Raw genomic sequence first — 15,250 nt, 5'->3', positions numbered from 1 at the left:
CTTCCCTGATGTATCGGCAGGCGCCGAGTTTCCATCAGTCCTCTCGGAGCGTCAGTCCCTCCTCGGCCGTCCAACCGCCACCCAGCGCGGCCATCAACTGCACGCTGGCGATCAGCCGGCTCTGCAACACGTTCAACACGCTGCGTTCGTTGCTCAACGCGGTGGCTTGCACATTGACCACATCCAGATAACCGATCAGACCGGCCTTGTACTGATTGCTGGTCAGGCGCAGGGACTCGCGGGCGGCTTCGAGAGCCTCCTGGCGGACCACGGCTTCCTGCTCGTAGACTTTCAGCTGCACCATGTAGTTTTCCACTTCCTGGAAGCCGTCCAGAACCGTCTGCCGGTACTGGGCGACCGTCTGGTCATAGGCGGCTTCGGAACGCTCGACTTCCGCCGAACGACGCCCTCCGTCGAACAGCGTCATCGCCAGCTGCGGGCCGACCGACCAGAAACGGTTCGGCAGGCTGATCCAGTTGGAAAAGGTGCTGCTGCTGTAGCCGCCGCTCAGGCTCAAGGTGAAGTCCGGGTAGTACGCCGCCTTGGCAACGCCAATGTTGGCGTTGGCCGCCATCACCGAACGCTCGGCCGCAGCGATGTCCGGACGGCGCTCCAGCAATTGCGAAGGTATGCCCACCGGAATGTCCGGCAACGCGGGGACTGACGGCGCGATGGCCAGACTGAACTCGGCGGGCGCCATGCCCATCAGGACCGCGATGGCGTTTTCAAACTGCGCTCGCTGCCAGACCAGATCGATAAGATCGGCCTGAGTGCTCTTGAGCTGGGTCTGGGCCTGGGCCACGGCCTCCCGGCCGGATATGCCGGCGCGGTACTGGTTCTGAGTCATGGTCAGGGAGCGTTGATAGGCCTCGACCGTGGCTTCCAGCAACCGCTTCTGCTCATCGATCACCCGCAGTTGCAGATAGTTCTGCACCAGTTCCGACTGCAGACTCAGCTGCATGGCCGCCAGATCGGCGAGGCTCGCCTGGGCGCTGGCGGTATCGGCTTCCAGCCCTCGGCGCAGCTTGCCCCAGATATCGGCTTCCCAACTGACGCCCAGCTGCGCGTTGTAGGTATTGCGGATACCGCTACTGTTGTTGCTCAGGCTCGAACTGCTGCTGCCGGTGCCCTGGCTGGAGCGGGTCTTGCCCGTGCTCAGGTCGACGGTTGGCAGAAACGCCGCGCGTGAGCTGCGCACCAGCGCCTGGGCCTGGCGATACTGGGCCTCGTATTGTGCGACGGTCTGGTTGGAGCTGTTGAGTCGCTCGACCAGCGCATTGAGCTGCGGGTCCTGGTAGATCTCCCACCAGGCGCCGCGAGCCATCGCATCGCTCGGAGCCGCCTGCCGCCAGCCCGGCGCGGCCTTGAACTGCGCGGGCGCGCTCATTTCCGGGGTCTGGTAATCCGGGCCCACGGCACAGGCGCTCAATAACAGAGCCAAGGCCAGACCGGTTGGTCGGAACAGCCGGTGGAAACGGTCAGGAACAGCTGGGCGTACGGTCATAGCGGAGTTTCCAGAGCAGCATCGGTGCGCACGCCGCGCCAGCGGTTGAAGCGATGGCGCGCGCGGTCGAGATAGAGATAGACCACCGGGGTGGTGTAAAGCGTGAGGATCTGGCTGAACACCAGGCCGCCGATGATGGTCAGCCCCAGCGGCCGGCGCATTTCGGCGCCCTCCGCGGTACTGAGCAGCAACGGCAGTGCGCCGAGGATCGCGGCCATGGTGGTCATCAGAATCGGTCGCAGGCGTTGCAGACAGGCGCTGCGGATCGACTCTTGCGGCGTCATGCCGCTGTCGCGTTCCAGGTGCAGTGCCAGGTCGATCATCATGATCGCGTTCTTTTTCACCACGCCGATCAGCAGGAACAGGCCCAACAGCGATATCAGACTGAATTCGCTACCCAAAACGTAGATCGACAGCAGAGCTCCCACACCCGCGGAAGGCAGTGTCGAGAGAATCGTCAGCGGGTGGATATAGCTTTCATACAGCACGCCCAGCACCAGGTAGACGGCCAGCAACGCGCCAAGAATCATCCATGGCTGGCTTTTCTGCGTTGACGCAAACGCGCTGGCGGTCCCGGCCATCTTGGCGATGACCTCGGACGGCAGTCCCACCGCCGCGACCGCTCGCTCGATGGCGACCGTCGCCTGATCCAGCGTGTGACCTTCGGCAATGTCGAAAGAGATGCTCTCGGAGGCGAACTGGCCGTCGTGGGAAACCCGGTCGTTTTCCAGGCTGCGCTCATAGTGCGCGATGCTGGACAGCGGCACGCGCTCGCCTTCCGCTGTGATGACCTGCACCTGTTGCAGGGTTACCGGATCCTGTGCGTACTTGGGGTTGACCTCCATCACCACCTGATACTGGTTCAGCGCATCGTAGATGGTCGACACCTGTCGCTGGCTGTAGGCATTGTTGAGCACGGTGGTGACCATGTTCATGTCGATACCCAGCCGTTTCGCCGCATCGCGGTCCACCATCAGAGTCACCTGCTGGGCGCCGCGTCCCTCGCGCGCATCGATGGCAGTCAGCTCCGGCAGCGCCTTGAGCGCCGCGACAACTTTCGGATACCACTCGCGCAGCTCGCTCAGATCGCCGCTTTGCAGGATGTATTGATACTGGGAACTGGTCTGCTCGCGACCGCCGCCCAGTTGCAAGTCCTGGTCGGGCGCCAGAAACAGCCGGCCGCCGGGCACCTGAGGCATGTTCTTGCGCAGCCGCTCGACGACCTTCTCGGCGGAGATGCGTCGCTCGCCGATCGGTTTGAGACGCACGATCATGAACGCGTTGTTGGTGCCGCCGTTGCCGCCGATGAAACCGGCCACGCTCTGTACAGCCGGGTCGGCGAGCACGGCGCGCCGAAAGATTTCCATCTTCGGCTGCATGACCTTGAACGACAGCCCGTCGTCACCGCGCACGAAGCCCATCAACTGGCCGGTGTCCTGCTGCGGCAGGAACGTCTTGGGCACCACTACGTAAAGCGCGACGTTCACCACGATGGTGATCAACAGGCTGATCAGCGTCAGACGCGGGTGGCGCAGCACCCAGCCCAGCGAGCGGTCGTAACCGGCCACCATGCGCTCGTTGACCCGCTGGCTCCAGCGTTGAAAGGCATTCTGCTCGCCGGTGTGAGGCTTGAGCCAGCGCGCGCAGAGCATCGGGGTCAGGGTCAGGGACACCACCAGCGAAACGATGATCGCGACCGACAGCGTGATGGAAAATTCGCGAAACAGGCTTTCCACCAGCCCGCCCATGAACAGGATCGAGATGAACACCGCCACCAGCGACACGTTCATCGACAACAGCGTGAAGCCCACCTCCTTCGCGCCGCGATAGGCCGCCGTCAGCGGATCGACCCCTTCGTCGATGTGCCGGGAAATGTTTTCCAGCACGACGATGGCATCGTCCACCACCAGCCCGGTGGCGAGAATCAGCGCCATCAGAGACAGGTTGTTCAGGGAGAACCCGCACAGGTACATGACCGCAAAAGTACCTACCAGCGAGACCGGCACGGCCAGCGTCGGGATCAGGGAGGCGCGCAAACTGCCGAGGAACAGAAAGACCACCAGCACCACCAGCACCACCGCGATCAGCAGCGTCATCTCCGCTTCGTGCAGGGTAGCGGTGATGACCGGCGAGCGGTCCATCGCCAGATCCAGTTTGACGCTGGCCGGCAGCACCGCCTGCAGCGCGGGCAACTGTTCCTTGATCTGCGCCACGGTTTCGATGATGTTGGCGCCGGCCTGCCGGTTGATGACCAGCAGGACCGCGGAGCGATCGTTGAAGAACCCGCTGTTGTAACGGTTTTCCACTGCGTCGCTGACCTTGGCCACATCCTTGAGGCGCAGCGCGGCGCCGTCCTGGTAGCGGATGATCAAGGGTGCGTAGTCGGCGGCCTTTTCAAGCTGATCGTTGGCCTGAACCTGCCAGTTGTGCTCGGCGTTCTCCACCGACCCCTTGGGCCTGCGCACGTTGGTGTTGGTGATCGCGGTGCGAACGTCGTCCAGTGCCAGGCCGTACTGGTCGAGCATGTGCGGCTCCAGTTCGATCCGCACCGCGGGCAGCGAGCTGCCGCCGACCTGCACTTCGCCGACTCCGGAAACCTGGGACAGACTCTGGGACAGGATGGTCGAGGCCAGGTCGTAGAGCTGGCCTTTTTCCAGTACCTCTGAGGTCAGCGCCAGCACCATGATCGGCGCCTGGGACGGGTTGACCTTCTTGTAGGTCGGCATGCTGCGCATGCCGCTGGGCAACAGGTTGCGCGACGCGTTGATGGCGGCCTGCACTTCGCGGGCCGCGCCGTTGATGTCGCGGTCCAGATCGAATTGCAGAATGACCCGGGTCGAGCCCTGGCTGGAGCTGCTGGACATGGCGCTGATCCCGGCGATGGTGCCGAGGGAGCGCTCCAGCGGCGTCGCGACGCTCGAGGCCATGATCTCCGGGCTGGCACCCGGCAGGCTGGCAGAGACGACGATCACCGGAAAATCCATGTTGGGCAGCGGCGCGACCGGCAGCAGCCGGAAGCTGACCGCGCCCAGCAGCATGATCGCCAGACTCAGCAATACCGTGGCGACCGGGCGGCGGATGAAAGGAGCCGACAGGTTCATGCGTCAGCCTGCTCCAGGCGAGCGGCACCCGGTCGGCGACGCCAGCGCCGTCCGAGCCGGTCGAAGTACAGGTAGATCACCGGAGTCGTGAACAGCGTCAGGATCTGGCTGACCAGCAGGCCGCCCACCATGACCAGCCCCAGCGGCTGGCGCAGCTCCGCGCCCGAGCCGGTGGCGAGCATCAAGGGAATGGCGCCGAACAGCGCCGCCAGCGTGGTCATCAGAATCGGCCTGAAGCGCAGCAGCGCCGCCTCGTAGATCGCGGTCTGCGGGTCGATGCCGCGATTGCGCTCAGCGTCCAGGGCGAAGTCGATCATCATGATCGCATTCTTCTTGACGATGCCGATCAGCAGGATGATACCGATGATCGCGATCATTCCCAGGTCGTTGCCGCTGAGCATCAGCGCCAGCAGCGCGCCGACCGCCGCCGATGGCAGGGTCGAGAGAATGGTGATCGGGTGGATGTAGCTCTCGTACAGAACGCCCAGCACGATATACATGGTCACCACCGCCGCCAGCACCAGCAACAGCGTACTGGACAGCGACGCCTGGAAGGCTTGCGCCGCGCCCTGGAACTCGGTCTGCACGCCCAGCGGCATGCCGATGTCCTTCTGCACCTGTTCGATGACCTGCACCGCTTCACCCAGTGCCACGCCGGGCGCCAGGTTGAACGACATCATCACCGCCGGAAACTGGCCGATATGGGCGATGGCCAGTTGCGCCTGGCGCTGCTCGACGGTGGCCAGACTCGACAGCTTGACCTGCGCGCCATCGGTGGTCTTGACGTGGATCTGATCGAGCGCCATTGGCCCCAGTTCATTCGCCGCGTCGGCCTGCAGCACCACGCGATACTGGCTGGCCTGGGTGTAGATCGTGGAAATCTGGCGCTGGCCGAAGGCGTCATAGAGCGCATCGGTGATATTGGCGACACTCACCCCTACCCGGCTGGCGGCGTCGCGATCGATCGACAGGAACACTTGCAGGCCCTTGTCCTGCAGGTCGCTGGCGACGTCGGTGAGTTCAGGACGGCGGGCCAGCGCATCGGTCAGTTTGCCGCTCCACAGGCTGAGCAGTTCGGCGTCGGGCGACGACATGCTGAATTGGTACTGAGTGCGGCTGACCCGGTCTTCGATGGTCAGGTCCTGGACCGGCTGCATGAACAACCGGATGCCCGACAGCTTGTCCAGTTGAGGCTGCAAGCGCTGGATCACTTCAGCGGCGGTCACGTCCCGCTCGCCATGGGGCTTGAGATTGATCAGCAGCCGCCCGCTGTTGAGCGTGGCGTTGTCACCATCCACGCCGATATAGGACGAGAGGCTGGTGACGGCAGGGTCTTGCAGAATAATGTCGGCCAGCGTCTGCTGCCGCTCGCTCATGGAGGCGAAGGAGACGGATTGAGGCGCTTCGGAGATGCCCTGAATGACCCCGGTGTCCTGAACCGGAAAGAAGCCCTTGGGAACCGCGATGTACAGCACGACCGTCAGCGCCAGCGTGCCGATCGCCACCAGCAGGGTCAGGAACTGATTTTTCAGGACCCAGCGCAGCCGACCGGCATACACGTCGATCAACCAGTCGATCCAGGCACCGCTAGCCTTGTAGAAACGGCCCTGCTCGTGCGCCTCGGGCTCACGCTTGAGCAGACGCGCACACATCATGGGCGTCAGCGTCAGGGACACTACCAGGGAAATCAGGATCGCCACCGCCAGGGTGATGGCGAATTCGCGGAACAGCCGGCCGACCACATCGGCCATGAACAGCAGCGGGATCAGCACGGCAATCAGCGACAGGGTCAGCGACACCAGGGTGAAACCGATCTGCCGGGCGCCCTTGAGCGCCGCCTGCATCGGCGGTTCGCCCTCTTCGATGTGCCGGGAAATGTTCTCCAGCATGACAATCGCATCGTCCACCACGAAGCCGGTGGCGATGGTCAGCGCCATCAGGGTCAGGTTGTTGATTGAGAAACCGGCCAGGTACATCACGCCGAACGTGCCCACCAGCGACAGCGGCACGGCAATGGACGGAATGATGGTGGCGCTGACCCGGCGCAGGAACAGGAAGGTCACCAGCACCACCAGCACGATGGCGATCATCAGTTCGTGCTGCACGTCGGTGACCGAGGCGCGGATGGTCTGGGTCCTGTCGGTCAGAACCTTGACGTCAATACCGGCCGGCAGATTATCGGTGATGCCCGGCAGCATGGCCTGAATGCGGTCGACCACGTCGATGACGTTGGCGCCCGGCTGGCGCTGGATGTTCAGCAATACCGCCTGATTACGATTGGCCCAGGCGGCCAGGCGCTCGTTCTCGGCGCCGTCGACGATTTCCGCCACGTCCTTGAGCCGCAGCGGCGCGCCGTCCTTGTACGCCAGGATCAGGTTGGCGTACTCCTCGGGGGACTTGAGCTGGTCGTTGGCGTCCAGCATGGACACCCGGGTGGGACCGTCGAAGTTGCCCTTGGGCTGGTTGACGTTCGACGCGTTGACCAGCGAGCGCACGTCCGCCAGGTTCAGGCTGTTGGCCGCCAGTGCCTGGGCATTGACCTTGATTCGCACGGCCTGGCGCTGACCACCGGCGATGCTCACCATGCCGACGCCACTGATCTGCGAGATACGCTGGGCCATGCGCGTGTCCACCAGGTCGTTGAGCCGTGGCAACGGCATGGTGGTCGAGGTGATCGCCAGGGTCAGCACCGGCGTGTCGGCCGGGTTGACCTTGTTATAGACCGGCGGCGCCGGCAAATCGTCGGGCAGCAGATTGGTGGCCGCGTTGATCGCCGCCTGCACTTCTTGCTCCGCGACATCCATGTTGATGTCGAGGCTGAAGCGCAAGGTGATCACCGAGGCGCCGCCGGAACTGGTGGACGCCATCTGCGTCAGGCCCGGCATTTGTCCGAACTGCCGTTCCAGCGGCGCGGTGACAGCGCTGGTCATGACTTGCGGGCTCGCTCCCGGATAGAGCGTCATCACCCGTATGGTCGGGAAGTCGACCTGCGGCAGGGCCGAGACCGGCAGCAAGGTGTAGGCGATCAGGCCGGAGAGCACGAGCGCCAGCATGCTGAGGGTCGTGGCGACCGGTCGCAGGATGAACAGGCGGGACAGGTTCATACGCGCGGACTTTCCACCTTGTCGGCCATCGCCGATTTCTCGCCGGGCTTGGCTGGCGAACCCTGCAACTGCTGGTTGGGCCCGGCCGGCACGTCCTTGCTGTCGCTGACCACTTCGACTTCGGCGCCATCACGCAGCCGGTCCGTGCCTTCGAGCACGACCCGCGCCCCGGCCGCCAGCCCCTCGGTGATGACCGTGGACTGCTCGTCGCTCGGGCCGGTCTTGAGCAGATTGATCTTGACCTTCTTGTCGCCGTCCAGCACGTAGACGAAGGTGCCGTTGGTGCCGAACTGCACGGCCGCAGTGGGTACCAGCACTGCCTGACGCAGGGTATCGGCGCGCAGTCGAACGTTGACGAACTGGTTGGGGAACAGGGTTTCGTCCTTGTTATCGAAACGCGCCTTGAATTTCAGGGTTCCGGTGGCGACGTCGATCTGGTTGTCGAGACTGGCGAGCACGCCGCTGGCCTGCATTTGCACGTCGCCGCGATCCCAGGCTTCCACCGGCAGCTTGTCGCCCGTGCGATAGCGCGTCAGCACAGCGGAGAGGTCCTTTTCCGGCAAGGTGAAGTTGACGGAAATCGGCTGCGTCTGAGTGATCACCACCAGCGCAGTCGTGTCATTGGCCGCCACCAGATTACCGACGTCCAGTTGCTTGAGGCCCACCCGGCCGGCGATGGGCGCGCGAATACGAGTGAAGTCGAGGTTCAGCTTCGCCTCGGCAACTGCTGCCTGATTGGTCTTGATGGTGCCCTGGTACTGGTTGACCAACGATTCGGCAGTGTCCAGGGTCTGCTTGGCGATACTGTCCTCGGCGAACAGTCCCCGGTAGCGCTTGAGATCGAGTTGCGCATTCTTGAGCAACGCCTGATTGGTCGCCAGGGTGCCTTCTGCCTGCTGCAAGGCCACCTGATAGCTGCGCGGGTCGATCTCCGCCAGCAGGTCGCCGGCCTTGACCATCTGGCCTTCCTGGAAGTGAATCCTGATCAGTTCGCCCGCCACGCGGCTGCGCACGTTGATGGTGTTGGTCGCGGTGACGGTGCCCAGCGCCTTGTAGTAGATCGGGAAATCTCCCTGGGTCACCGGTGCTACCCGCACCGGCACCGCCGCCGCGGAGCCTCCGAAGCCCGGACGTACCGGTCCGCCCGCTCGTGCCGGGCCGCTGGATGCACCGGGGGTCGCGTCCTTGCGGCTGGCCGCGGAAGGCCACAACCACCAGCACAGGGCAACGATGAGCAGCAGAACCAGCAGACTGATCAACCAGCGACGAGAATTACGGGGGCCAGACGATTGCATGAATAAATCAACCATTACGGGGGTGGGGCTTGTTCGGAGGCTGAACAATAAGCACAGATGAGTGACAAGCAAAGCGCCTTTACCAAGCGCTTACTTTCATTAAACGGTTGAGACGCCAATAAAAAAGCGGCCTGGGCAAACCAGACCGCCGAGGTGACGATCCTGTTACTTCAGGGCAGCCAGGGCCGCATCGTAGTCCGGTTCCTGAGCGATTTCCGGGACCAGCTCGCTGTGCAGCACGGTATCGTTCTCGTCCAGCACCACGACCGCACGGGCCGTCAGACCGGCCAGCGGGCCGTCGGCGATGGCCACGCCATAGTTGCGGCTGAAATCGGCGCTGCGGAAAACCGACAGGTTCTGCACGTTTTCCAGACCTTCGGAGCCGCAGAAGCGCGCCTGGGCAAATGGCAGGTCGGCGGAGATGCACAGCACCACGGCATTATCCAGCGCGTTGGCCTGAGCGTTGAACTTGCGCACCGAGGTCGCGCAGGTCGGGGTATCCACGCTCGGGAAGATGTTGAGGACCTTGCGCTTGCCGGCGAAGTCGGCCAGCGAAACGTTGGCCAGGCCTGCGCCGACCAGCGTGAACGCGGGCGCGGAGCTGCCGGTTTTCGGCAGTTCGCCGTCGATCTGAACGGCGCCGCCCTTGAGAGTCACTTGAGCCATGTAACCAGTCCTTATGCAAAGTGAGGGAAAGAGTCGGAAGTTAATCACGAAAGCCGCCGACAACCTACATCGGCGGACCATGAAAGTGCCGCGGCACGGTTGCAGACCGTGCCTGCGGTCAGAAGTCGCGCTTGTAGAAGATATCCAGCGAACTGGCGATTCCGCTCGCCGCTTCCAGATAGACCCGTTTGCTCAGCAGATAGCGCAGCGCAATGGTGTTGGCCGGTTCGAACACACCCACGCCGTAACGCAGGCTCAGCTTGTCGGTGATCTTGCCGCTGGCGACCACGCTGGTTTCGTCACCGCTGCCCGAGGTGTCCAGCTCGAAATCCTTAATGCCGAGATTGCTCGCCAGCTTGCCGGTGGTCGATGCGCTTCCTGCGACCCCCAGCGCCAGGGCGGCCTGGGCCACCATATTGGTGTCCTCGCCGGTTTCGCCCAACGGGCGGCCCATGATCAGGTAGGACAAGGCCTGTTCCTGGCTCATCGCCGGCTCGGAGAACACCTCGGTGGTCGGCTGCTCGGCGCTGCCGGAAAGGCGAATGCCGGCGATCACGTCATCGGTCTGGCGAATGGCTTCGATATCCAGGTACGGCTGGGAGATCGGACCTGCGAACAGCAGCCGCGCCCGGCGGATCGTCAGGCGCTGGCCATACGCCCGATAGCGACCGTCATCGAGTGTCAGCTCGCCGCGCGTGTCGAGGTTGTCGCCGATATGGAAATGCCCAGCCAGATTGGCGGTCAGACCGAAGCCTGTGAAGCTCAAGCGCTCCTCGCCCACCTCCACGTCAATATCCATCGCAACCGCCATCGGCGGCTTGCCCTGGTCAGTCTGCTGACCGACGATCACGGTGTCTTCCGACACCTTCACAGTCGAGGGCGGCAGCTCGCGCACGGTGATGGCGCCTTTGGGTACCCTGACCTTTCCGGACACCGCGAGGCGATCGCCCTGCATGGCGATTTCCAGATCGGGCGCGGCTTCCACGGTCGCGTAGGGCTCCACCGTCACCGGCAAGCGAGAGCCTTTCAGGTTGAGATCAACCATCAGCGCCTGAGCCCAGTTGATCTGGCCGTTCAGTGAGCCTTGCCCGGTGGCTCCGCTTTTCCAGCCGCCATCGATCTGTACATTCTCACCGGCGATCAGCGCCTGCAGCCGGAGGTCACGCAATTCCATGGGCAACTCGGGCCCGGACACTTCACCGCCGTCAAGGATGACGCGGCCGTTGACCTGCGGCGCGAGCAGGCTGCCCGACAGCTTCCCGTTGCCGTTGAGCCGTCCGGTTAGCGTCTGCACCATGGGCGCGAAGGGGCGCGCCACGGAGATATCCAGCCCGGAAAGATCGAAGTCGCCGGTCAGCGGCTTGTCCTTGGCCAGCGGATCGATGCTGGCGTTCAAGCGCAGTCGGCCGAGCCGCGCGCCGTCGAAGTCCAGGCGTGTGTCGATGCGCTTGGGCGCCAGGGTGCTGTCCAGCTTCAAGGCCTGATAGGGGAAATCCAGCCACTGATCCTTGTCACGAATCCGCAAGGTACCGCCGCTCGCGTCCACCGTGATCTGGCCGGATGGACCTGCCGCCGGCACATCGAGCCGCACATTGGCATTAAGCATGCCCTTCCATTGCAGATCTTTCGGCAGCCACTGCGCGAGACTCTGCAACGGGAAGTTTTTCAAGTGATAGCGCAAGCGCGGTTCGGGCATCAGACGCTGATCCTCGCCGCACAGGCTGGCGTTGCCGGACAGCCAGCAATGGGCGCCCAGGTCGAAGCGGCCATCGGCCATGTACGCCAGCTTCGCGGGGTTCTGCAACCGCCAGTCCTGACCGCCGGCCTGCACGCTGCCATTGACCAGCCGCCCTTGCCAATTGCCCTTGTCCAGCCCGCCGTCCAGCGCCGTCGCCAGATTCAGAGTGGGACCGCGCAGGCCTATCTTGACCTGATGCGCCTTGAGCGTGCCCTGCCCGTCGATATTCAGAACGCCCAGCCGGGCCTCCCCGGCGTCGATTCCACTGGCAACGAGATCCAGCGTGCCTCGCTGGGCCTGATCGACTCGCGCGGCGATATTCAGGCTTTGCACGCGATTGGCGCCCAGCGCGATCTGACTGCCCTGGAGGGCCAGTTGACCCTGCGGCGCCTGGAGCGTACCGGCAACGTCGACCCGCCCCTTGACCCGTCCTTGCAGACCCGGCCAGAGCTGGCCGAGTCGGGAAAGATCAAGGTCGAGCCGCCCCGCGAGTCGCTGCTGCAAACTGCCGCTGCCTTCTATACGGTTGTCGCCCAGGCGGATGTTCAAGGCGCTCAGATTCCACTGCTCGCCCGCGCCGTCGGCGACGGCCGCGATCACCGCCGGCTGACCGCGCAGGCGGCCCTTGAGATCCAGATGGGCATCCAGCTGCAACCGGCCGTCCTTCGACTGGCCCTTGCTACGCAACGGCCCCGCCAGGGTGCCGGGCAGTTCGGCGACCCAGTACGATGGGTCGAGGGCGCTGAGATCCAGCGCAGTGTCCCAGGCAATCCCGTCAGCGAACCCGATGTTCACATGACCGCTCGCCTTGCCCTGCCCTGCTACCAGTTCCAGCTGCGGCAGATAGACGTTCTGCAAGTCGCCGCTGAACGGGCTGGTGATGCTGAACGCACCGGCCGGGCCGTCCAGCTTGCCGTCGAAGTGGCCGAGATATTTGCCGTCGGTATAGGAAACCTCACCCACGAAGGTTTTCAGCCGTACCTGCGGCTCGCTCTCGACCGGGTACAGCCGTTGCCAGGGAAAATCCTTCCAGTCGATCCGGGCATCGGCTTTGAGCCCGGACTCCCAGTTCACGGTTCCAGCCAGCCCCAGCCGTTGCTGATCGCCGTCCGCCAGATCCAGCGCGGCAATCTGCGCGCCCTTGGCGTCGACCCGACCTTTGAGCGCCAGCGCTATCGCCCCCTTCTCAGCAGGCAGGCTGGAGGTGCCCTCTATCGCGTAGCCTTTCGCCAGATCGCCTTCAATGGCGAGGACCAATTGCTCCAGCTGCAATGTATCGGGTAGCGCAGCGCTGGGTTTGAACCGCTCGGACGTCAGTCGGATCCGCGCCGGCAGATTTTCCGTCAGGGGCTCCAGCTCGCCAGCCAGACGACCATTCAGATAGCCGGTGCTATCAGCCGACAACTGCAGCGTTTGCAGAAGATTGCCCTGGATATCCAGCGCCAGGGACCAGGGCTGATTATCCTGGGCCGGCAGCTGCAAGCGGCCCTTGGCGTTCAAAGGCCACTCGCCAGTGGGGGTCAGCAAGCCTTCCAGATCCAGAACGATCTCGTCCCGCTGCAGGTGAGCGCTGTCAATCCGCAGGCCTTCGGGGGTCCAATGGGCGGCGAGTTGCAAGTCCCGAACCTGCTCGACGCCGTCGAGCTGCAGGCTGCCGAGCTGGATGTCCTGCAATTGAAGCTGCAAAGGCAGTTGGAGATCAGGAAGCGTCAACGGCCCTTCGCTGGTAGGCTGATCGCTTGGCGGGAACTTCAGTCGGATTTGCGCGGCGTGCAGCCGGTCGATGCACAGGGTCATTTTCAGCAGGCAGCCAGGGGACCAGTCGAAGCTCGCGGCATCGACCTCGGCCCGATCCGCGCCCTGCTGCCAGACGATGTGATCGGCGCTCCAGCGACCGCCCAGCCGCCCCGAGAAGTTCTCGACCTCCAGGCCCGGCACCAGGCCCAGCGCCCAGCGGCTGCCGGCCTGGGTGCCGAGCAGCAACGCGAGCACCAGCACGATCATCAGGACCAGAGCGAGCAGACCGGCAGCGAACCAGAGCACGCCGCGCTTGAGTTTCATAGTATTCACAGTTCCGGCCCCATCGAAAAATGCAGCCGCACACCGCCATCGCCGTCGAGCGGGTGGGCAAGGTCGAGCCGCAAAGGGCCGACCGGCGACACCCAGCGCACGCCGATACCCACGCCCGTCTTGAGGCTCGGCAGGTCAAGGCTGTTGAACGAGTTGCCCTGGTCGACGAAGGTCGCGACCCGCCATTTCTCGGCGACCGAGTACTGATACTCGACACTGCCGGCGACCATGTAACGGCCGCCGATACGGTCGCCGTCGGAGTTGGTCGGGGACAGGTTCTGGTAGTCGTAACCGCGAACGCTCTGGTCGCCACCGGCGAAGAAGCGCAGCGAAGGCGGAATGGCGCTGTAGCCGTTGGTGAAGTTGCCGCCGACCTGCACCCGGCCGAGCAGACGGTGTTTCTCGGCAAGAGTGGTCAGGCCTTTGACCAGCGCGTCGCCCCGGATCAGGTTGGCGTCGGACAGCAGACCCTCGGCCGCGACCTGGGTGCCGAACTGCAGGCGGTAGCCATTCTGCGGATCGATGCGATTGTCGCTGCGCAGGTAGGAAAAGCTGATGCCGGGCATCAGCAGTGTGCTCAGCCCGGAATCGTCGCCCAGCCGGTATTCCTCGCGTTGCCATTTGAGCGAAACCACACGTTCCCAGCCGCTGGCCAGTCGACTGTGCCACTCAGGACCGACGGTGAGCAGTTTGCTCAGGCTGTCGGTGCCGGCGATCTCTTCATATTGGTAGCCTCCGGCGTAGCGCAGTTTGTCGGTCAGCGGCGGATCGAGCGGGACGTCGTACCACAGACCAATGTTCTGCCTGGGCGCGGACAGCTCGGACTCCAGTCCCCAGCTGTGGCCTTGGGGGTTGATCCAGTGGCGGGTCCAGTTTGCCCTGCCCCGGGGACCGACGTCAGTCGAGTAGCCCAGGCCCAGGCCCATGGTCCGGGGTTTGCGGGTATGCAGCAGCACGTTGACGGGGATGGTCTGTCCGACCGCAGCGGTCGGCGCGGCGTCGACCCGCACCACTTCGAAGTAGCCGCTGGACTGCATGGCCTGGTTCAGCTGGGCGATGAGTTCGGAGTCGTAGGGCGTGTTCTCCTTGAACGGCACCATGCGCTTCAGCAAATCCTGGTCGAACGGCGTATTGCCGCTGAACGACACCTGTCCCAGCGAGTAGCGCGGGCCGCTGTCATAGATCAGTTCGATATCCGCCACACCGGCGCGGGGGTCCACCGCCAGACGCTGGCGAGTGAAGCGCCCACTGAAGAATCCGTACCGCGAAGCCTGGTTCTGGATCAGGCTCTTGGCTTCTTCATAATGCCCATGATTGAGAATCGCACCCGGCTTCAGCAGGTCGCTTCGCGGAACCCGAAACGCTTTCAGAGAAGCTGCCGCCCCTTCCACGCGCACTGTCACGTTGCGCAGCCGCACGGGTTCGCCCGGCTGGATATGGACCACCAGACGCGGATCGCGGCCTTCGATCACTTCGCTGTCGATGCGAGCCTGGTAATACCCCAGCGCCTGCGCGGCCTTCTGCGCCTGCTCCTCGGCGCCGAGACTGAACTGGCGCAGCGCCTGGGCATCACGCTCGCCCAGGCTGCCGACGTAGCCTTCGACATTGGACTTCAGACCCACGTTGGCGGGCTCGATGCGCACATCCAGACGCGGCTCGGCAAACACTGCCGCGCTCACCGACAGCATGAGCGCGCCGCTGGTAACAACTTTAAAAACCTTCATGGGCGGGGATGCTAACACGATCGAAGGGCGTCGCCGAACCGCTCAAAA

Annotated in this window: 7 protein-coding genes; all 7 read right to left on the bottom strand. The window is 64.0% G+C overall.

What is annotated here, in order from left to right:
* Positions 1-34 precede the first annotated feature (34 nt).
* The 7 genes from TRP66_RS18110 to TRP66_RS18080 all read right to left on the bottom strand — a co-directional run bounded on the left by TRP66_RS18110 (position 35) and on the right by TRP66_RS18080 (position 15,202).
* On the bottom strand, positions 35-1,504 hold the full coding sequence (locus TRP66_RS18110) for an efflux transporter outer membrane subunit (RefSeq protein ID WP_333405302.1): 1,470 nt from the start codon (positions 1,502-1,504) through the stop codon (positions 35-37).
* The gene (locus tag TRP66_RS18105; protein WP_333405300.1) at positions 1,501-4,605 is read right to left on the bottom strand and encodes a multidrug efflux RND transporter permease subunit; all 3,105 of its coding nucleotides are present in this window, start codon (positions 4,603-4,605) and stop codon (positions 1,501-1,503) included. Before TRP66_RS18105 ends, TRP66_RS18110 begins: the two co-directional genes overlap by 4 nt.
* Complete coding sequence (locus tag TRP66_RS18100) at positions 4,602-7,709, bottom strand: MdtB/MuxB family multidrug efflux RND transporter permease subunit (RefSeq protein WP_333405298.1); 3,108 nt, start codon at positions 7,707-7,709, stop codon at positions 4,602-4,604. Before TRP66_RS18100 ends, TRP66_RS18105 begins: the two co-directional genes overlap by 4 nt.
* Positions 7,706-9,019 (bottom strand): MdtA/MuxA family multidrug efflux RND transporter periplasmic adaptor subunit, encoded by a 1,314-nt coding sequence (locus TRP66_RS18095; protein ID WP_333405296.1) that lies wholly within the window; start codon positions 9,017-9,019, stop codon positions 7,706-7,708. Before TRP66_RS18095 ends, TRP66_RS18100 begins: the two co-directional genes overlap by 4 nt.
* A gap of 150 nt (positions 9,020-9,169) precedes the next feature.
* On the bottom strand, positions 9,170-9,670 hold the full coding sequence (tpx, locus tag TRP66_RS18090; RefSeq protein WP_333405294.1) for a thiol peroxidase: 501 nt from the start codon (positions 9,668-9,670) through the stop codon (positions 9,170-9,172).
* A gap of 118 nt (positions 9,671-9,788) precedes the next feature.
* The gene (locus TRP66_RS18085) at positions 9,789-13,412 is read right to left on the bottom strand and encodes a translocation/assembly module TamB domain-containing protein (RefSeq protein WP_442965222.1); all 3,624 of its coding nucleotides are present in this window, start codon (positions 13,410-13,412) and stop codon (positions 9,789-9,791) included.
* A 62-nt stretch (positions 13,413-13,474) separates the two neighbouring features.
* Positions 13,475-15,202, bottom strand: coding sequence for an autotransporter assembly complex protein TamA (locus tag TRP66_RS18080; RefSeq protein WP_333405292.1), 1,728 nt, complete (start codon positions 15,200-15,202; stop codon positions 13,475-13,477).
* Positions 15,203-15,250 lie beyond the last annotated feature (48 nt).

The sequence above is a fragment of the Pseudomonas sp. JDS28PS106 genome, assembly GCF_036706555.1.
Taxonomy (GTDB): domain Bacteria; phylum Pseudomonadota; class Gammaproteobacteria; order Pseudomonadales; family Pseudomonadaceae; genus Aquipseudomonas.
Note: the sequence above shows the minus strand (reverse complement) of the source record. Positions and strands in the feature narration are given on the sequence as shown.

Coding starts and splice junctions, on each gene's coding strand:
- TRP66_RS18085 (WP_442965222.1), bottom strand. CDS start 13,412: ATGATCGTGCTGGTGCTCGCGTTGCTGCTCGGCACCCAGGCCGGCAGC.
- tpx (WP_333405294.1), bottom strand. CDS start 9,670: ATGGCTCAAGTGACTCTCAAGGGCGGCGCCGTTCAGATCGACGGCGAA.
- TRP66_RS18080 (WP_333405292.1), bottom strand. CDS start 15,202: ATGAAGGTTTTTAAAGTTGTTACCAGCGGCGCGCTCATGCTGTCGGTG.
- TRP66_RS18105 (WP_333405300.1), bottom strand. CDS start 4,605: ATGAACCTGTCGGCTCCTTTCATCCGCCGCCCGGTCGCCACGGTATTG.
- TRP66_RS18095 (WP_333405296.1), bottom strand. CDS start 9,019: ATGGTTGATTTATTCATGCAATCGTCTGGCCCCCGTAATTCTCGTCGC.
- TRP66_RS18110 (WP_333405302.1), bottom strand. CDS start 1,504: ATGACCGTACGCCCAGCTGTTCCTGACCGTTTCCACCGGCTGTTCCGA.
- TRP66_RS18100 (WP_333405298.1), bottom strand. CDS start 7,709: ATGAACCTGTCCCGCCTGTTCATCCTGCGACCGGTCGCCACGACCCTC.